The sequence below is a fragment of the Paractinoplanes atraurantiacus genome, assembly GCF_900215205.1.
GTDB classification, from domain to species: domain Bacteria; phylum Actinomycetota; class Actinomycetes; order Mycobacteriales; family Micromonosporaceae; genus Actinoplanes; species Actinoplanes atraurantiacus.
On record NZ_OBDY01000002.1, the window covers coordinates 276,483 to 295,244 of the forward strand.

Annotated in this window: 16 protein-coding genes; 8 read left to right on the plus strand and 8 right to left on the minus strand. The window is 69.0% G+C overall.

All coding sequences use genetic code 11. From position 1 onward, the window contains the following. Positions 1-2 precede the first annotated feature (2 nt). A complete protein-coding gene (locus CRP55_RS07830; protein WP_097318996.1) occupies positions 3-209 on the minus strand; it encodes a DUF397 domain-containing protein in 207 nt (68 codons plus the stop codon). Positions 210-495: 286 nt separating this feature from the next. On the opposite strand from CRP55_RS07830, the gene CRP55_RS07835 reads away from it, so the two are divergent. Further along, positions 496-1,389: a GGDEF domain-containing protein gene (locus CRP55_RS07835; RefSeq protein ID WP_097318997.1), complete on the plus strand. Its 894-nt coding sequence runs from the start codon at positions 496-498 to the stop codon at positions 1,387-1,389. A gap of 7 nt (positions 1,390-1,396) precedes the next feature. Here the strand turns inward: CRP55_RS07835 and CRP55_RS07840 are convergent, their stop codons facing one another. Next, positions 1,397-2,323 (minus strand): NADP-dependent oxidoreductase, encoded by a 927-nt coding sequence (locus CRP55_RS07840; RefSeq protein ID WP_097318998.1) that lies wholly within the window; start codon positions 2,321-2,323, stop codon positions 1,397-1,399. A 164-nt stretch (positions 2,324-2,487) separates the two neighbouring features. Between CRP55_RS07840 and CRP55_RS07845 the strand changes: the two genes are divergently transcribed. Beyond that, a complete protein-coding gene (locus CRP55_RS07845) occupies positions 2,488-3,633 on the plus strand; it encodes an endo-1,4-beta-xylanase (RefSeq protein ID WP_097318999.1) in 1,146 nt (381 codons plus the stop codon). Positions 3,634-3,686: 53 nt separating this feature from the next. Here the strand turns inward: CRP55_RS07845 and CRP55_RS07850 are convergent, their stop codons facing one another. Further along, positions 3,687-4,196 (minus strand): nuclear transport factor 2 family protein, encoded by a 510-nt coding sequence (locus CRP55_RS07850; RefSeq protein WP_179855064.1) that lies wholly within the window; start codon positions 4,194-4,196, stop codon positions 3,687-3,689. Positions 4,197-4,273: 77 nt separating this feature from the next. On the opposite strand from CRP55_RS07850, the gene CRP55_RS07855 reads away from it, so the two are divergent. Further along, complete coding sequence (locus CRP55_RS07855) at positions 4,274-5,302, plus strand: magnesium transporter CorA family protein (RefSeq protein WP_179855065.1); 1,029 nt, start codon at positions 4,274-4,276, stop codon at positions 5,300-5,302. A 28-nt stretch (positions 5,303-5,330) separates the two neighbouring features. Here CRP55_RS07855 and CRP55_RS07860 read toward each other — a convergent pair whose 3' ends face one another. After that, complete coding sequence (locus CRP55_RS07860; RefSeq protein WP_218854183.1) at positions 5,331-6,119, minus strand: alpha/beta fold hydrolase; 789 nt, start codon at positions 6,117-6,119, stop codon at positions 5,331-5,333. Positions 6,120-6,157: 38 nt separating this feature from the next. Then, positions 6,158-6,553 (minus strand): tyrosinase family oxidase copper chaperone, encoded by a 396-nt coding sequence (locus CRP55_RS07865; RefSeq protein ID WP_179855066.1) that lies wholly within the window; start codon positions 6,551-6,553, stop codon positions 6,158-6,160. Positions 6,554-6,802: 249 nt separating this feature from the next. On the opposite strand from CRP55_RS07865, the gene CRP55_RS07870 reads away from it, so the two are divergent. Continuing rightward, the gene (locus CRP55_RS07870; RefSeq protein ID WP_179855067.1) at positions 6,803-7,111 is read left to right on the plus strand and encodes a tyrosinase family oxidase copper chaperone; all 309 of its coding nucleotides are present in this window, start codon (positions 6,803-6,805) and stop codon (positions 7,109-7,111) included. A gap of 83 nt (positions 7,112-7,194) precedes the next feature. Further along, a complete protein-coding gene (locus CRP55_RS07875) occupies positions 7,195-7,887 on the plus strand; it encodes a tyrosinase family protein (protein ID WP_281260769.1) in 693 nt (230 codons plus the stop codon). A gap of 69 nt (positions 7,888-7,956) precedes the next feature. On the opposite strand, the gene CRP55_RS07880 is transcribed toward CRP55_RS07875, so the two are convergent. Genes CRP55_RS07880 through CRP55_RS07890 form a run of 3 tightly spaced genes read right to left on the minus strand, consistent with a single transcriptional unit; the run spans position 7,957 to position 15,339 of the window. After that, the gene (locus CRP55_RS07880; RefSeq protein ID WP_097319005.1) at positions 7,957-10,791 is read right to left on the minus strand and encodes a glycosyl hydrolase family 95 catalytic domain-containing protein; all 2,835 of its coding nucleotides are present in this window, start codon (positions 10,789-10,791) and stop codon (positions 7,957-7,959) included. Further along, the gene (locus CRP55_RS07885; RefSeq protein WP_097319006.1) at positions 10,788-12,485 is read right to left on the minus strand and encodes a ThuA domain-containing protein; all 1,698 of its coding nucleotides are present in this window, start codon (positions 12,483-12,485) and stop codon (positions 10,788-10,790) included. The genes CRP55_RS07880 and CRP55_RS07885 overlap by 4 nt, the downstream gene beginning before the upstream one ends. A 28-nt stretch (positions 12,486-12,513) precedes the next feature. Further along, complete coding sequence (locus CRP55_RS07890; RefSeq protein ID WP_097319007.1) at positions 12,514-15,339, minus strand: PQQ-dependent sugar dehydrogenase; 2,826 nt, start codon at positions 15,337-15,339, stop codon at positions 12,514-12,516. A 352-nt stretch (positions 15,340-15,691) separates the two neighbouring features. Here CRP55_RS07890 and CRP55_RS07895 point away from each other — a divergent pair, with 352 nt between their 5' ends. The 3 genes from CRP55_RS07895 (at position 15,692) to CRP55_RS07905 (ending at position 18,723) form a co-directional block, all read left to right on the plus strand. Continuing rightward, positions 15,692-17,074 (plus strand): non-reducing end alpha-L-arabinofuranosidase family hydrolase, encoded by a 1,383-nt coding sequence (locus tag CRP55_RS07895; RefSeq protein ID WP_097319008.1) that lies wholly within the window; start codon positions 15,692-15,694, stop codon positions 17,072-17,074. A 17-nt stretch (positions 17,075-17,091) separates the two neighbouring features. After that, positions 17,092-18,225: a cellulose binding domain-containing protein gene (locus CRP55_RS07900; RefSeq protein ID WP_245922868.1), complete on the plus strand. Its 1,134-nt coding sequence runs from the start codon at positions 17,092-17,094 to the stop codon at positions 18,223-18,225. Between the two features lie 180 nt (positions 18,226-18,405). Further along, the gene (locus CRP55_RS07905; protein ID WP_097319010.1) at positions 18,406-18,723 is read left to right on the plus strand and encodes a TraR/DksA family transcriptional regulator; all 318 of its coding nucleotides are present in this window, start codon (positions 18,406-18,408) and stop codon (positions 18,721-18,723) included. The last annotated feature ends 39 nt before the right edge of the window (positions 18,724-18,762 follow it).

Sequence of the window (18,762 nt, forward strand, 5' to 3'; positions counted from 1 at the left end):
AGCTAGTCGGTGAGGAGCCGGTCGAACTCGCCGCGCTTGGCGCCGAACAGGAACGAGTCCCACTCGTCGGTCGTGAACACCACGGTGCCGGCATCGCGTGCCTTGCTGTTGCGAACCTCGATGAGGCCGTCCTGACGGCGGGCCTCGACGCAACTGCCGCCGTTGCCCGTCGACCTGCTGGAAATAATCCAGCCGGTTTCGCTGCTCATCAGTGCCCCCGCCCCTGGCGTTGCTCGCTGTACGTAACCGACATGACACCGCTCCGACGTCCGCCTGAAGTGCGGAATCAGACGCCCGAAACTTTCACCACGAAAGCGGCGGCACTTACCGTAGCCGAAACCCGCCGGGGATGCATCCTGTCATCGTGATACTTGTCCTCGTGAAATCTTGCACGGACCTCGGCCCGCTGTCATGATTCCACTGTGGCGCCTGGCGACCCCTCGCCACTGATCCGACAGCTCCCGCTGGTCCGCCGCAGTTCTGAGAGGACGGCCGATGCGGATCCTCGATCCCGCAGCCGCCGACACGGGCGGCGCCGATGTCGCCCGTCTCCAGGCCCGCATCGATCAGCTCGCGGCGCACGTCCAGCAGCTGGAGCAGGAACGCGCCTCACTGCGATGGATGGCCGGCCACGACGAGCTCACCGGGCTGGCCAACCGCCGCCTCTTCCACGCGCTCGCCCCGGACCTGCTGCGCGGCGACGACTGCTCATCGGCCGTCGTGATCCTCGACCTCAACGGCTTCAAGCCGATCAACGACACGTACGGGCACGATGCCGGCGACGAGGTTCTCCGCGTGATCGCCGGCCGGATGGCCGCCTGCCTCGGCGACCACCTGGTGGCCCGGCTCGGCGGTGACGAGTTCGCCGCCCTGCCCCGCGCACCGCACGCCGACGTTCCGGAGGCGTGGTGGCACGAGGTGGCCGGCTCGCTGAGCGCGGCGATCGCGCCCCCGATGGACGTGCGGGGACACACCCTGTCGGTCACCGCCTCGATCGGCGTCGTCCCGGCCGGGCGCCCGGCCGACCTTCCCGAGCTGCTGCGCCGCGCGGACCGGGCGATGTTCAGCGCCAAGCGACACGCGAAAGCCGCCGGCCAGACCGGTATCACCTGGGTCGTGGCCACCGAGCGGGGAGACCACACCGAGACGTACGGGCCGGCCGCCCCGGAACCCGCGGTGGCGTGCCGCCCGGGCGACCCGGTGTGGGTGCACCGCAGCGGCGCCCGGCGGGCGGGAGTCGTCGAGAGCGCCTGCGAATGGGCGGCCCTGGTCCGCTACCGGTGCCCGAACGGCGCCGGCACGATGGTCGACACGATCCCCACGAGCTGTCTGACGATCCGGGCCGAAACCGATCCGTACCTGGACCAGAATTCGTCCCTCTACCGCTGATCGCGGGTCAGCCCGCCGTCAGCACGATCTTTCCGCGCAGTCCGCCGGCCAGCACCCGCCGGTGGGCGTCGGCCGCCTCGGTCAACGGCATCGTGTCCGCGACACGCGTGCGCAGCTCTCCCGTCGCCACCTGGCCCACGAGCTCGGCCAGCAGCTCGCGGTCGAGCCGGATGAGTTGCAGCTCCTGGCGGACACCGCGGGCCGGGACGAAGCCCGGCGTGGGCCGGGTCACGACCACGACACCCCTGTCCTCGACGGCGGCGGCCGCCGCCTCGCCGAGCGGGACCGCGTCGAACACCGCGGCCACCGGCCCCACCGTGGACAGGTCGGCGGAACGGGGGACGACCTCGTGAGCGCCGAGCTCGCGCACCCATCGCTCATCGTCGTGGGCGGCCTGGGCCAGGACGCGGTAGCCGCCGCGCACGGCGAGCTGGGTGGCGAAGCCGCCGACGCCGCCGCTCGCTCCGGTGATCAGAATGCTGCTGCCGGCCGGAAGCATCGCCAATGACACCAGGGAGAGCCCCTGGTGCGCGGTCTGGGCGTTGAGCGGCACCGTGGCCGCGGAGACGAAGTCCAGCGCATCCGGCAACCGCACCAACCAGTCGGTGTCGGCCGCCACGAACTCGGCATAGCCGCCCGGCACACCCCGGGTCGTGTACCACGGGATCATCCCGGCGACACGATCGCCGACCTCGAGCTCGGCCGGGCCGGGGCCGACCGATGTCACCTCGCCGGCGATGTCCCACCCGGGGGAGAAGGGCGGCACGTCCGGCCCGAGGGGGATCTCTCCGGTGGTGGCGGCGACGTCGGCCGGGTGCACGCAGACCGCACGGATCCGGACCACCACCTGCCCCGGCCCCGCCTCGGGCTCGGGCAACTCGGTCACCTGCAACACCTCAGGCCCGCCAAGCGCGGCCGCGACGACTCCCAGCACGCGTCCACTCTAGACCGTCGGCGCTCGGTGCGACATCACGCTCTGTTGCGAATCGGGAGCGGAACTCTTGACCACCTGAGAAGGCGCGCATAGATTCCAGTGATTACTTCCGGAATGTTTCCGGAACTTTCGGATCCTCATCGCCCTAGTCGCAAGGAGTTCCGGTGCGTCTTCGACTTGCCCTTTCCGTTGTCAGCGCCGCAGTGGTGCTGGGCGGACAACTGACCTTTGCCGGCTCGGCGCCGGCCGGCGCCACGCCGCCGGCCGCGAAACCGTCGCCGCCTCCGTCGTACCCGGCCGACTCGCTCCGCGCGCTCGCCGCCCGCGTGGGCCTGCGCGTCGGCACGGCCGTGAACCCCGATCTGCTGGGCACCAACGAGAAGTACACCCAGATCGCCGCGGAGCAGTTCTCCTCGATCACCCCGGAGAACGCGATGAAATGGGCCGAGGTGGAGGCCGTCCGCGGGACCTACACGTGGGAGAAGGCCGACCAGGTCGTCGCCTTCGCGAAGAAGAACAAGCAGTTGGTACGCGGCCACACCCTCGTCTGGCACAACCAGCTGCCCGCGTGGCTGTCCTCCGACGGCTACACGACCACCCTGTCGAACGACGAGGTCAAGGCGGCCCTGAAGAAGCACATCTTCGACCAGGCGCGCCACTTCAAGGGCGACATCTGGCAGTGGGACGTGGTCAACGAGGCGTTCGACGACAACGGCCAGCCCCGCCAGACGATCTGGTACAAGGCGTGGGGCGGCACCGGCTACATCGCCGACGCGTTCCGCTGGGCGCATCAGGCCGACCCCAAGGCCCTGCTGTTCTACAACGACTACAACCTCGAGTTCACCGGAGTGAAGAGCGACGCCGTGTACGCGATGGTGCGCTCGCTCCAGGCGCAGCGCGTGCCGATCCACGGCGTCGGGTTCCAAGGTCACCTCTCCACCCAGTACGGCTACCCCGACCTCGGCAACAACCTCGAGCGCTTCGCCGCCCTCAAGCTGAAGGTCGCCCTGACCGAGGTGGACGTCCGGACGCAGACCAGGCCGGACGCCGTCAACGAGCCGGTGAACGCGCTCGCCCCGTACGCCCAGGAAAGCTATTGGTCCCGCACGCTCAAAGCGTGCCTGGCCGTCCGCGCCTGCGTCTCGTTCACGCCGTGGGGCTTCGGCGACGCCTACTCGTGGGTGCCCGGCTGGTTCACCGACCCGCAGGAGGGCGCCGCTCTGATCTACGACGAGCAGCTCAACCCGAAGGGCCAGTACGACGTGCTGCAGCAGGACCTGGCGCTCGCCTCCGGCGCCCCGCGCCGCTGAGCACACGACCGCTGCCGCCGGCACGCAGCCGGCGGCAGCGGGCCGGTGACAGGTCAGCCACGGCGTTTCCTCGGGTCGGCCAGCGGAACCAGGCGGCGTTCGCCGAGGCGCGTCATGGCGTTGAGCGGAGCGGTCGCGAGACCGACCACGCGGGCCAGGCCGGCCCGCTTCTGCCGGCGCAGCAGGCGCGGGCCGATGCCCGCCATCACCTCGGTCAACGCCGGCATCGGACGCCCGAACAGCGTCAGCTCGCGGATCCGTCCGTCGCCGTCCAATCGCAGGAGTTGCGCCTCCTCGAGCGGCTCGCGGCCCGCGACCCCGTAGTAGAACAGCGCACGAGTGTCGTCGCTGCCGAGTTCGGTGTGGTAGCGAATGTCGCGAATGATCTCGAACGCCGCGGACAGCACCTCGGTCACCTCGGCCGGGCCCCGGAACCGGAACTTACCGGTGAGCGGCGAGATCAGTTCGACATCCGGGGCGAGGCATGCCCCGGCCGCCGCCGCGTCGCCGCTCTCCCCGGCGGCCCGCCAGGCCGCGATGGTGTTGTGCGCGCTGGTCCCCATGAGAGCCCATGATGCCCTCTGCCGCCGCATCGTGGTATGTGTTGATGCAGCGAACCCGAGCGATGAGCGGTGGGCGGATGGACGTTTCGGTCATCCAGCACGGCGGCGCCGAACACTGCGACGCCGGGACACTGCCGCTGCTGCTCAACCGCGACGACACCCTCGTCTGGGTCGACATTCCGGGGTGTGATCGGGCGGCCGCCGACGTGCTGTCCGAGGTCTTCGGTTTCCACTCGATCGCCATCCGCGACTGCGTGGAGCGCAACCACGTCTCCAAGTTCCACGTCTACGCCGACTACGTGTTCACCGTTCTGCACGCGCCCGAGGTCGGGCGGCGGGGTCATGTGCACTACATGGAGCTGGACCAGTTCGTCGGGCGCAATTATCTGGTCACCGTGCATGGCCCGCTCAACCCGGCGGTGAACCCTGAGGTGGCCCTGCTCGACACCAAGGCGGTGCGCCACCGCATCGAGCGCGGGGTGCTGATCCCGGGCTCGCCGTTCGAGCTGTCGCACGCGATCGTCATGGCGATGACCCGCCGGGAGATCGACCTCATCGCGCGGTTGGCCGAGGAATCCGGCCGGCTCGAGCAGCGCGTCATGCTCGGCGAGGAGCGCGACGACCCGGAGTCCTTCCTGGAAGAGCTGTTCCAGATCTGGTACGAGTTGCTGGCCGTACGCACCATGGCCGTGCACAGCGGCGCCACGTACACCCGGATGACCAAGCAGGCCCGGGACCTTCCGGAGGTCGCCCCGCCGCTGTTGTCCGACATCGCCGACCAGTTCGACCTGGTGAAAAGCATGGCCGATGGGCAGCGCGAGTTCCTGCACGGCGTGATCGAGTTCTATCAGACCCGTAGCTCGGCGCAGACCACGATCGCGGCGGAGAAGGCGGCGGCGACCGGCGTGCGGCAGAACGACGACATGCGCCGGATCACCGCCTGGGTCGCCATCGTCGCCGTGCCGACCGCGGTGACCGGATTCTTCGGCCAGAATGTGCCGTACCCGGGCTTCGGGACCGAGGCCGGAGTGATCGTGTCGGTTTCGCTCATGCTCGTGATGGCTCTGGCGCTGTACCTCGTCTTCCGGCACAAGAGATGGCTGTGACCCGACCGGCGTGCCCGCGCCGCTGGATTCAGCGGCTGAGAAATTCGATGATCGTGGACCGGAATTCCGGACTGCTCCCGATGACCTCGTGCCCGCCGGCGACCAGGCGCAGCGAGGCGCCGGGGATGGCCCCGGCGAGAACGTGCGGGCGCTCGGCGAGCGGGTCGGTGTCGCCGGCGATGACGAGTGTCTCGGCGGTGATGGCCCCGAGGTCGATGCCGTCGCGATGGACGGCCCGGGCCTGCGCGGCCAGCGACGGCAGGTCGGCTCCGAGCATTTCGGCGTGCGCCCGCAGACCCGCGATGTCGGGCGGCAGCTCGCCCGGGTCCTCGGCCAGGAAGGCCCCGGCCAGCCGGTCGTTCGGCAGCGCACGAGTGTCCACGCCGCCGACCTCGACGACCCCGGCCCCCACGCCACCGGCGACGAGCCGGCGGACGGTGGCCGGCGAGGCGGCGGCCAGCAACGCCACGACGGCGCCCATCGAGTAGCCGACGAGATCGACGGCGGGCAGGTCGAGCTGCGCGACGACAGCGAGGAGGTCTTCGGCCATCCGCCGCTCGCCGTAGCGTGCGGCGTCGGGCGACTTCCCGGACCGGCCATGGCCACGAGCATCGATGCCCACTACTCGGCGTCCCGCGGCGGTGAGACCGGCGACCGTCCCGGGGACCACCCAGTCGGCCATGGTGTCGGCGGTGAAGCCGTGCTGCAGGACTACCGGAACCGGATCGGCGGTGACGCCCGCGTCCGCCTCCCAGCAGTAATAGGCGATCGTGGTGCCGTCGTCGACGACGACGCCGCCGGTGGCGTGAACCCTCAACGACGCCTCCTCGGAAGACATCCCCGGCACTTGCCGTCTCAGCTGTGCTGTGCGCCGGTCGCGAACCTCGGGCAGTGGGCGACCACGTCGCGTGGGGGCGCCATATGGTACTTGCCCAGCGCCCGTACCGACGCCCTGGTGATGGCCCGGACGCCACGCTCCGGCTGGAACGCCTGGAGCGCGCTGGTGTACTGCCCGGCGCCGGCCGCATACAGCACCAGCTGCATCCCGTCGATGTACGCGCAGGCCGACCGGTCGTGACCCCAGCCCATGATGTGGTGCCCGTGGTACACCTCGAAAAATCCGGTCCCGTACGAGGGGCTCGCCGCGGGCTGAGCCGGCACCCGCGGGGCGCCCGCGGGTGCCGCGCTGACCGAGCCGGCGACGCTCAGCGCCGCGGCGGCGACGCCCAGGCCGGCGACGGCCCTTCCCATGGCGCTTCGCATGCTCGCCCATTCCCTCCGATGCATTCTGTCCCCATTCAAGGAAGTGAAAGTCTGGCAATAGGCGGCGCCCGGTAACACCACGATTCGCTCCCGATCGTACGCTCGAACTGATTAAATATGGCGTACTTCCCTCGACGGTGCGCTCGCTCGCCGTGGTTACATAAACGCGAGAAACTCGATCATTCGAATGGTGTGGCCGCGGTTGCGGTGGAATTGCTCTGCGGAGGGGGTAATCGTATGACGAAGGCAAACCGTCGTGACGTCCTGCGCTACGGGGCGGCCGGAGCCGTGACGGCCGCGACCGCGGCGGTGGCCGCGCCCGGCCTGGCCGGCGCCGATCCGCGCGCGGGCCTCGGCGAGGCCGCCCCGGTGGATCCGCGCGACTTCGACGAGGCCTACAAAGGCAAGAAGATCAAGGGTAAGCACAATCCACGGGGCAACGACGAGCTGCACATCAACAACAAGAAGCTCGCCGTCACCGTGGTGAACACTTTGTTCGTTCCCGAGGACGGATCCGAGCCGCACGTCGGAGTGCCGCAACGCTGACCGTTGCCGAGAAGGCAGCCTTCATCAATGCTCTTCGCCAGTTCAAAAGCACGTCGGCGAACGGGCGGAACTACAACTGGTACATCGACCAGCACATCTCATTCTTCGCGCGTACGTCGGACAACATCAGCCACGCTCACCGGTCGCCGTCGTTCTTCCCGTGGCACCGCAAATACCTTCAGCTGCTGGAGTCCGACCTGCAGACGGTCAGCGGGAATCCGAACCTCTTCATCCCGTACTGGGACTGGACCGGATCCGTTACTCCGTTCACGGCCGACTTCCTCGGTTCCATCACCAGCGGCAGCGTCTCGAGCGGAAACTTCAGCCCGTCCTGGGGATGGTCGCTCTACCGGAGCAGCATCTCGACCAGCTACCTTCAGCGGCGGCTGGGCCAGAACGCGAGCCGGCCCACCGCCGCTACGGTCAGCACGGTCCAGAGCTACACCTCCTACGACCGTTCACCGTGGGACTCGACGGTGTCGAACAGCTACCGCAACCGCAACGAGATCGACCTGCACAACCGGGTGCACAACTTCGTCGGCGGCCACATGGGAACGCGTGAGGCGCCCAACGATCCGGTCTTCTGGCTGCACCACTGCAACATCGACCGGCTGTGGTGGCTGTGGCAGGGCAGCCGGGGGACCGATACCTATCAGCCACGCACCGGCACGACGTCCGGTGTCGTCGACAACACCGAGACGATGCGCCCGTTCGCCGACGGCAGCACACCGTTGTCGGTGAGCGACATCGGTCCACTCGCCTACAGCTACGCCTGAGGGACGTCGCGTCCGACGGTGAGGGTGTGAGGGATCAGAACGCCCACGCCCTCACTGCCGTAGGGATTCTTAGAGGCGCTGAAGCTGGAAACGCTGGTTGGCGCCGGTGCCGGGCGTCCACTGGGAGATGCGTGCGCCGTCGGTGGTGGCGGCCTGCCAGACGTCCATGGCCAGTCCGCTCTGGCGGTTGACCAGCCTGACCACTCCGCCGCCCTGGTCGTCCACCCGCCACTGCTGGCCGGTGGCGTTCGTGTCGGCCTGCTGGGTGATGTCGGCGCCGGTGGCGGTGCCGGCGACCTGGAGGACCAGGCCGCTGTGCCGGGCCCGGATCCGGTAGTAGCCGCTGCCGGAGGACAGGAAGTCGAACTGCTGGTTGAGCGCGCTGCTGACCTGCCACTGGATCAGCTGGGCGCCGGCGCCGGTCGACGCGCCGTTGATGTCGGCCGCCTTGCCGCTGTGCTGGGCCACCAGGCGGTAGTACACGCCGGTCTCCACCGGTCCCGATGACACGGCCGACGCGCGGTAGGTGTGGCCGGCCTGACCGGTGAACTCGACAAGATCGGTCTCGAGCCGGGTCGGCTCCACCGCCAGGCCGCTCGTCTCGTCGCGCATTTCGAAGGTGCCGGTGAAGACCCGGCTGCGGACCCGGACCGGTCCGGCCCGTTCGGGGGTGACGGCGAGCTCGGTGCGGGTGGCGTTCCAGGTGGCCCCGACCGTATATCCGCCCCGGCCGCGCAGCCCGGTGACGCTGCCGGCCGGCCAGGCCGACGGCAGGGCGGGCAGCACGTGCAGCTCGCCGTTGTGGCTGTGCAGCAGCATCTCGGCGATTCCGGAGGTGGCGCCGAAATTGCCGTCGATCTGGAACGGGGGATGCAGGTCGAACATGTTCGGCGCGAGCCGGTCCGTCCGCACCAGGTCGCGCAGGAGCTTGTGGGCGCGCGCGCCGTCCTCCAGCCGCGCCCAGAAATTGATCTTCCAGGCGAGCGACCAGCCCGTACCGTCGTCGCCGCGCAGTTCGAGGGTCTGGCGCGCGGCCTGGTAGAGCTGTGGTGTGCCGCGCCGGGTGATCTGGTTGCTCGGGTGCAGGCCGTACAGGTGGGAGACGTGCCGGTGGGTGCGTTCGGTCTCCACCCAGTCGGCCAGCCACTCCTGGATGTTGCCGCGCGAGCCGACCCGCATCGGGGCCAGCCGGTCGCGGGCCGCGAGGGCCTGCGTGCGGAAGGTGGCGTCCACCCCGAGGGTCTCGCCGGCGCGCGCCACCCCGGTGAACAGGTCCCGCAGGATCTGGTTGTCCATGGTGGGCCCGGCGCACACGCTGGCGTTCGCGTGGTGGGCCAGCTCCGGAGAGTTGGAGGGGTTGGTGACCAGGTACCCGAGCGACGGATGGGTGACCAGCGAGTCGAGGAAGAACTGCGCGGCACCCTTCAGCGCCGGATAGTTGGCCCGGAGGAACTCGACGTCCCCGGTGAACAGATAGTGGTCCCAGATCATCGTGGACAGCCAGGCGCCGCCGGTCTGCCACATGCCCCAGAACGCGCCGTCGACCACCGACGACCCGCGCCAGGCGTCGGTGTTGTGGTGGGTCACCCAGCCGCCCGCGCCGTACTGCACGCTGGCGGTGCGGGCTCCGGTCACCGCCAGATCCTTGATCATGTCGAAGACCGGGAGGAAGCATTCGGACAGGTTCGTGGTGTCGGCCGGCCAGTAGTTCATCGGCAGGTTCGCGTTGATCGTGTATTTGGAATCCCACGACGGGGCCATCTCCTGGTTCCAGATGCCCTGCAGGTTGGCCGGCTGGCTGCCCGGCCGGGACGAGGAGATGAGCAGGTAACGGCCGTACTGGAACAGCAGGGCGGCGAACTGCGGATCGTTCTGCGAAGCGTGCTGGGCGATGCGTACGTCGGTGGTCTGGTCGGCCGCCGACGTACGTCCCAGGTCGATAATCACCCGGTTGAACAGCGCCTGATAGTCGGCCACGTGCCGGGCCCGCAGCTGGTCGAAGCCGGCGCCGCGGGCGGCGGCCAGGTGCCGCCGCGCGATGCCCTGATAATCACCGTTGACCGTGCGGTAGTTGACGTAGCTCGACCCGATGGACACGAGCACCGTGACGCTCGTGGCCCCGGAGACCCGCAGCGTGCCGCCGGAACTGCTGACCGTGCCGCCGGTGGCGCTCACCGCGGCCAGGGCGTGGAACCGGACCGAGCCGGCGATGCCCTCCATGTCGCCGGAGATGCCGTCGAGGGCGATCGTCGACGAGTCCGGACTGGACGTGGTCGTCCGCTGCGGGCTGTCGAACGTGCCGGTGAAGCTGATCGCGCCGGCCCGGTCGGCGGTCAGCCGCACCACCAGCACCTGATCGGGCGCGCTGGCGAACACCTCCCGCTGATAGCGCACCCCGTTCAGCACGTACGTGGTGGTCACCGTGGCCGTGGTCAGGTCGAGCGTCCGGCTGTACTGGGTCGCGCCGGAGGCGCTGCCGACCGCCAGCCGCAGGTTGCCGACCGGCTGGTACGCCAACTGCCCGCCGGGGCTGCCCATCATCGTCGAGTTGATCAGGTCCTGGGCCGAGGTCCACTGGTCGGCGAAGACCCGTCGCCGGATCTCGGCCAGGTTGGCCGCGCCCCGGGTGTTGGCCGAGTCGTAGGGTCCGCCCGCCCACACGGTGTCCTCGTTGAGCTGGAGCCGTTCGGTGTCGACATTGCCGAACACCATGGCACCGAGGCGCCCGTTGCCGATCGGCAGGGCCCGCAGCCAGTCCGTTCCCGCGCCCTCGTCGTACCAGAGGGACAGGTCCCCGGCCGCCGCGGCGTGGGCGGCGGTTGCGGACCACCCGGCTGGCAAGATCGCGGCTCCCGCCCCGGCCATCCCGGCGGCGAGGAGCTTTCGGCGTGTCAGCTCAGTCATGCCAGGCTCCATCGCTGGTTCGCAGCGCCGTGACAGGTCCAGATGATCAGTTGCGTCCCGTTCGCGGTGCTGGCGCCGTTGGCGTCCAGGCACTTGCCCGACTGAGGGTTCACCAGCGAGCCGTTGGATCCCGCGGTCCAGTTCTGGCCGCCCGAGCCGTTGCAGGTGGCGAGCTGGATCGCCGCGCCGTTGGCGGTGCTGCCGCCGGCGACTCCCATGCACTTGCCGAGCGAGCGCAGGGTGCTGCCGTTGACCGTCCACTGCTGGTTGCCGGCGCCGCTGCACGTCCACAGCTGAATCTTCGTACCGTCGGCCGAGCTGTTGCCGTTGACGTCGACGCACTTGCCGGTGGAGCTGGTGATCGGCCCGGTCCGGGTCGGCGTGCCGCCCAGCTCCTTGATCCGGATGTTGCGGAACGACACGTCGTCACCGGTGCCGTGGTTCTGGATGCCGATGTGGCCGGAGGTCAGCGACCGCACCGGATCGGTGTTGGTGAAGTCGTTGACGAGGCGGCCGTTCAGGAAGACCCGCAGCCGTTCCCCCTCGACGAGCAGCTCGTAGGTGTTCCACTCGCCCGGCGCGTTCAGCGCCGCGTCGCGGGCGGCGATGTCGGCCGACTTGAAGCCGTAGATCGAGCCGGTGGTGCGGTCGCTCGCGTCGGTGGCGTCGATCTGCACCTCGTAGCCGTTGGCCATCGCCGCGTCGGGGTCGCTGCCGGCCGGGAAGCCGATCACCACGCCGGAGTTGTCGTCGCCCGGCATCATCCAGTCGAGCTTGAGCGAGTACGACGCGTACTGCTTGGCGCTGTACCACAGCAAGCCCAGCCCACCGGACGAGGTCAGGGTCGCGTTGCTGTTGGTGAAGCTGCCCGGGCCGGCCTGGGACCAGCCGGTCGTGCTGCCGTTGTAGATCGCGGTGTAGCCGGTCTCGACGCGGCAGTCGGCCTTGCTGCGGTTGGCGGCGTAGCGCAGGCCGCCGAGCAGGTGGTTGCGGAAGTTGGTCTCCGAGTAGGAGGCCTGGGTGTGGCCCAGACCGGTGTACCAGGAGCGGCCGCCGTCGATCGTCTTGCACCAGGCGATGGGGTGGTCGCTGCCCATGGTGCCGCCCGAGTAGGTGGACTCGTCGAGGGTGGCGAGCACATGGGCGGTGCTGCGCGGGTTGGTGGAGTAGTTGTAGAGCTCGTCGGTGCGGGTCCAGGCCTGGGGCAGGTGGGCGGTGCTGGCGTGTCCGCGATCCTGGACGCGGGCGGTGACCTGCTGGATGGCCGGGTGGGAGCTGAAGTAGGCCCCGACGAGCTGGCCGTAGAAGGACCAATTGTATTCGGTGTCGGCGGCCGCGTGGACTCCGACGTAGCCGCCGCCGCCCCGGATGTAGGACTCGAAGGCGGTCTCCTGGGAGGAGTTGAGGACGTCGCCGGTGGTGTTGAGGAAGACGACGGCCTCGTACTGGGCCAGGTTCGAGGTGGTGAAGGCGTTGGCGTCCTCGGTGGCGGTGACGGTGAAGCTGTTGGCCGCGCCGAGGTCACGGATGGTCTGGATGCCGGTGGCGATCACGTCGTGCCGGAACCCGGCGGTCTTGGAGAAGACCAGCACGTCGTACGGTGCGTCGGCGGCGCTCGCCGGCAGGCCGGTGCCCGCCAGGGTCAGCAGCACCGCCCCCGCCACGCCCAGGATCTTGTGAGTGAGTCGTCGCATGGCCGGGATTCCTCTCATGGCCGGATTTCTATGGCAGGGTCCAGCGCTGGTTGGTGCCGCCGTGGCAGGTCCAGAGGATCAGCTGGGTGCCGTTGGCCGAGCTCGCGCCGTTGGCGTCCAGGCACTTGCCGGAGCCGTTGACCAGGGATCCGTTGGAACCCGCGGTCCAGTTCTGCGCGGTCGAGCCGTTGCAGGTCGACAGCTGCACCAGACTGCCGTCGGCGGTCGCGCCGCCGGCCACGCTCATGCACTTGCCCAGCGACCGCCAGGTGCTGCCGGTGCGGGCCCACTGCTGGTTGGCGCCGGTGCCGCAGGTCCAGAGCTGAATCTTGGTGCCGTCGGCCGAGCTGTTGCCGTTGACGTCGACGCAGGAGCCGCCCGCGCCGACGATCCGGCCGGTTCCTCCGCCGTTCGACGTCGCGCCGAAGGTGAAGGCGTCCACGTCGAACAGCGTCCCGCTGCCGCCGCTGAACGTCAGGTACAAAGTGATGGTGCCGGACGGGACGTTCGACAAGGTCGTCGACACCTCGGTGAAGGTCTCATAGCTGCCGGTGACCGGAACGGTGACCGAGCCGAGCACCGTGCCGGTGGCCGATCCGGCCCGCACCGAGAGCGTGCCGCCGGCGCCGCCCGACGAGACCCGCGCCGTGAATCGGTTCTCGCTGCCGAGGGCGTACCGCTGGAACGCGATCCAATCGCCGTTCTGGATGTCGCCGACCGTCTGACCGCCCTCGGCGGTCGTCTTGCTGTACAGCGAGGTGCCCGACTGACTGCTCCGGTGCTCGGCCTGCCGGTGCCGGGGCTGGAGGATCTTCTGGGCCCGGGTGGTCAGCGCGGGCTGGCCGTTGGCGCCATTGTCGGTGTACTCCGCGTCGAGCACCGCGAACAGGTTGGCCGCCGTGTCGTGCTCGCCGTCCACCGGGATCTGCAGGGTGCCCGAACATCCGGTGGCCGAGCTGATCGGGTGCGCGTGGTCGTCGTGGCCGAGCAGGTAGCTCAGCTTCACCTTGGTGCAGTCGATCGTGCCGTCCTCGGGGTCCGACACCGTGATCGTGTAGGGCACGCTGTCACCGAAGCTGAACAGCGCCCCGTCGGCCGGCGTGCTGAGCGTGACCGTCGGTGCGGTGTTGCCGACCGTGACCGTCATCGAGGCGGTGGCGGTGAGACCGGCGTTGTCGGTCACGGTGAGAGTCACCGAGCGCTGACCGGCGCTCGAGTAGGTGTGGCTGGGGTTGGCCGCCGTCGAGGTGCCGCCGTCGCCGAAGTTCCAGGCGTACGTCAGTGCCCCGCCCTCGGGGTCGGAGGAACCGCTCGAGGAGAAGGCGACGGTCAGCGGCGCGGCGCCGGACGAGGGGTTGGCCGCCACGCGGGCGATCGGTGACTGGTTGTTGCCGGCCCCGTTGTACTCGATGCGGTACAGGGCCGAACTCGCGTCGCCGTTGCCCCATCCGGTGCCGTAGTCGAGCACGTAGAGAGCGCCGTCCGGGCCGAAGGCACTGTCCATCACCTGCGTGCCACGCCAGGGGAACTCGCTGATCTGACCGGCCGACCCGTCGCTGTTGACGTCGATGGTCTTGATCCACCGCCGGCCGAACTCCGTCGCGAAGTAGTGCCCGTCGAGGGTGGCCGGGAACTTGACGGTGGACGGGTTGGAAGCGTCGTAGCGGTACACCGGTCCGCCCATCGGCGACTCCGAGCCGCAGCCGAACGCGGCCAGCGAGCAGTTGTCGTACTTGATCCACGCCGGGCGCGCGGCCGGCAGGTTGGTCAGTCCCGTGTTGCGCGGTGAGTTGTTGACCGGCGCGGCACAGTTGAATCGGCTTCCCGAGGGCCCGGACGGGAACGTGTAGTCCACATAGGTCTCGTTCGTCGTGTTCGAGCCGGTGCAGTACGGCCAGCCGTAGTTGCCGGCGGAGGGGATCCGGTTGAACTCCACCTGGCCCGCCGGGCCACGCGTCGAACTGCTCGTGCCGGCGTCGGGTCCGTAGTCGCCGACGTACAGGACGCCGGTCGCCTTGTCGACGCCGATCCGGAACGGGTTGCGCAGACCCATCGCGTAGATCTCGGGCCGGGTGCGGGCGGTGCCGGGCGGGAACAGGTTGCCCGAGGGGATCGAGTACGACCCGTCGGCGTTCACCTTGATCCTGAGCACCTTGCCGCGAAGGTCGTTGGTGTTGCCCGCGCTGCGCTGGGCGTCGTAGACCGGGTTGCGGTTGCTGCGCTCGTCGATCGGTGTGTAGCCGCTCGAGTCGAACGGGTTCGAGTCGTCGCCGGTGGACAGGTAGAGGTTGCCGGCCGCGTCGAAGTCGATGTCGCCGCCGACATGGCAGCACATGCCGCGGTTGGTGGCCACCTCCAGGACGGTCACCTGACTGGCCGTGTTCAGGGTGAAGTCGGCGTTGAGGGTGAACCTGGACAGCCGGTTCACGCCGTTCCACGTGGAGAAGTCGGTACCGGTGGCCGGCGCGTCGCCGCTGGGCGTGGACAGGGGCGGCGCGTAGAAGAGGTAGATGAACCGGTTGCTGGAGAAGCCGGGGTCGACCCCCACGCCCTGCAGCCCCTCCTCGTCGTGCGTGTAGACCGGCAAGGTGGCGATCACGCTGGTGACGCCGGCGGCGGTGGTCCGGCGCAGAACGCCGTTGCGGGCGGTGTGCAGCACCGAGCGGTCCGGCAGCACCGCCATCGACATCGGCTCGCCCAGCTCTCCGACGCCCCGGGCGAGCTCGACCTGCTGGAAGTCGGCCGCGTTGACCGGGTGGGCGGCGGCGGGGGACTGAGGGCCGAGGATCGCCGTGAACAGGACCGCGGCCGTGAGGAAGGCGGTCGCTGCCGCCACTGTCGCGCGTACTCTCATGAAATGGCCACCTTTGTCGTCGGCGTAGAAATGCGGACAGGGCGCCTGGGGCCGACCGGCTGCGAAATGCCTGTGAACGTTAACAGGATTGAAGCCGTCGCCCTCTTTGAGATGACACGCTAAGCAGGTAATAGAAGTTAGTCAATACTTGATCAGCCGTACATTTTCCGGAAACAATCGCCGGCCCCGACTGGCGGGGGCCTTTGTCATAACACTTTTTCACGATCCGATTTACATTGGCTTGTGTAAATTTGTTGCAGGCGGACCCTTGAAGTCCGTGGGAGCGCTCCCGTAATGTCCGCGAAATAGGCGTTAACGATAACAAGGCCGTCCCCCCGGTCAGGAGATCCCCATGAACCTGTCAAGATCGAGCAAGCTCGCCGCCGTGTCGGCCGGCGTGGCGGTGCTGGCCGCGACCGTCGTCGTCGCGGCCCGCCCGGCCGGCGCCGCCGCCGCCGGCTGCGCGGTGAACTACGCCGTGTCGTCGCAGTGGCAGGGCGGGTTCGGCGCCAGTGTCTCCATCACCAACCTGGGTGACGCGGTGTCGAGCTGGACGCTGACCTGGTCGTACAGCGCCGGGCAGAGCGTGACCCAGGCGTGGAACGCGACGGTGACCCAGAACGGCTCGGCCGTGACCGCGACCAACGCGAGTTACAACGGGTCCATCGCAACCAACGGCACGGTGTCGTTCGGCTTCAACGGCTCGTGGACCGGGAGCAACCCGGTTCCGTCCGGCTTCGCGCTGAACGGGGTGACCTGCACGGGCGGCACCGTGCCGACGTCACCGCCCCCGTCGAGTCCGCCGCCGTCGACTCCCGACCCCGGCGGCACGTGCACCCTGCCGTCGAGCTACCGCTGGACCTCGACCGGTCCGCTGGCCGAGCCCAAGAACGGCTGGACGTCGCTCAAGGACTTCACCAACGTCGTCTACAACGGCAAACACCTGGTGTACGCGTCGAATGTGTCGAACGGCTCGTACGGCTCGATGAATTTCGGCCTGTTCACCAACTGGTCGGACATGGCCTCGGCCAGTCAGAACGGGATGAGTCAGGGCACAGTGGCGCCGACCCTGTTCTACTTCGCGCCGAAGAACATCTGGGTGCTGGCCTATCAGTGGGGACCGACGTCGTTCAGTTACAAGACGTCGACCGACCCGGCCAACGCCAACGGCTGGTCCAGCGCACAGACGCTGTTCACCGGCAAGATCGCCGACGCCCCGTACGGCGTCATCGACCAGACGCTCATCGGCGACAGCCAGAACATGTACCTGTTCTTCGCCGGTGACAACGGCAAGATCTACCGCGCGTCGATGCCGATCGGGAACTTCCCGGGGAGCTTCGGCGCCTCCTACACCACAATCATGAGCGACTCCACGAACAACCTGTTCGAAGGCGTCGAGGTCTACAAGGTGGCCGGGCAGAACCAGTACCTGATGCTCGTCGAGGCCATCGGCAGCCAGGGCCGCTACTTCCGCTCGTTCACCGCGACCAGCCTGAACGGCTCGTGGACCCCGCAGGCCGCCTCCGAGAGCAACCCGTTCGCGGGCAAGGCCAACAGCGGCGCCACCTGGACCAACGACATCAGCCACGGCGACCTGGTCCGCAGCAACCCCGACCAGACCAAGACCGTCGACCCGTGCAACCTGCAACTGCTCTACCAGGGCAAGAACCCCAACGCCGGCGGCGACTACAACAACCTGCCGTGGCGGCCCGGTCTGCTCACCCGCCAGCGCTGACAACCTCGGAGATGACGATGAGACGAGCTGTTCTCGGGTTGCTCACCGCCGCCGCCGTCGTGCTCGGTGCGGCACCGGCCCAGGCCGCCGTCGGCGGCTCCGGCCCCTACCTCGCCGACTACGAGACCTCGGCCGGCCTGCCCAACCACACCATCTACCGGCCGCAGACCATGCCGGCCGACCGTCTTCCCCTCTTCGTGTGGGGCAACGGCGGATGCTCGGCCAACGGCCTGTCGCAGAACAACTTCCTCCGCGAGATCGCCTCCCACGGCTTCCTCGCCATCGCCAACGGCGGCCCGAACGCCTCCGGCTCGACCAATTCCGCGATGCTCACCCAATCCATCGACTGGGCGGTGGCCGAGAACTCCCGCACCGGCAGCAAGTACTACGGCAAGATCGACACCAGCAAGATCGCGGTCGGCGGATTCTCCTGCGGGGGTTTGGAGGCGTACGCGGTCTCCAACGACCCGCGGGTCACCACGACCACCATCTTCAGCAGCGGGCTGCTCAACGACGCCGACGACTACCAGCTGCGCCGGCTGACCAAACCGATCGCGTACTTCGTCGGCGGCCCCAGCGACATCGCCTATCCGAACGCCATGGACGACTGGGGCAAGCTCCCGGCCGGGCTGCCCGCCTTCATGGGCAACCTGAACGTCGGCCACGGCGGCACCTACGACCAGGCCAACGGCGGCGAGTTCGGCCGGGTGGCGGTGCTGTACCTCAAATGGCGGCTCAAGGGTGACACCACTGCCGGCCGGAACTTCGCCGGCGCGGACTGCGGCCTGTGCCGCAGCCAGTGGCAGGTGCAGCAGAAGAACCTGACGCTGGACGGGGACACGCCGCCACCCGACGACTCCACCTGCTCGGCGGTCTACGCGGTGCAGGACCAGTGGAGCGGCGGCTTCGTCGCCACGGTCACCGTCACCGCCGGCGCCTCCGCGATGAGCGGCTGGCGGGTCGCGCTCGGCCTGCCGGGCGGAGCCTCGATCAGCTCCCTGTGGAACGGCGTCGCGACCGGCACCAGCGGCACCGTGACGGTCACCAACCAGAGTTACAACGGCCGGCTGGCCGCCGGCCAGAGCACGACCTTCGGCCTGCAGGGCACCGGCAACGGGGGCGGCGCCACGGCCACCTGCACCGGCGGCTGACGTCCGGAGCATGCTCGCTGCCGACCGTCGGCAAGGAATGAGGGACTTAATCGCCGTCGAGCACCGTGGTCGACGGCATCGAACGCGGCGACCATCGAAATCGAACCTCCGCGAACACCGGGCGAAGCTCTCCAGCTTCGCCCGGCTTCTTTTATCCCACCTTCGAGCACAGGACCGCAGATGAGTGTTGACATGGAAGCCACCGGCCAGGGCCGCTTCGCGGTGGTGCGAACGTCGCTGAGCGAGGAGTTCGCGGCCCAGACCACTCGACTTCAGCAGCTCACCACCGCCGCTGACGCGAGCGAGGCGCACGAGCGGGCGGCTCTGCTGTTCGCCACCCGGCAGAGCCTGGACCAGATCAGTGGTGCGCTGCGCCGCATCGCCGAGGGAACCTACGGCACCTGCGAGAAATGTGCTGCTTCGATTCCGCCCGAGCGGCTCGAGGTGCTGCCGCACGCCCGGTTCTGCGTGCCCTGCCAGCAGAAGCACCACGGATGAGGCGGCGGCGTGCCGATATCATCGCTGCGAGCACCCGCT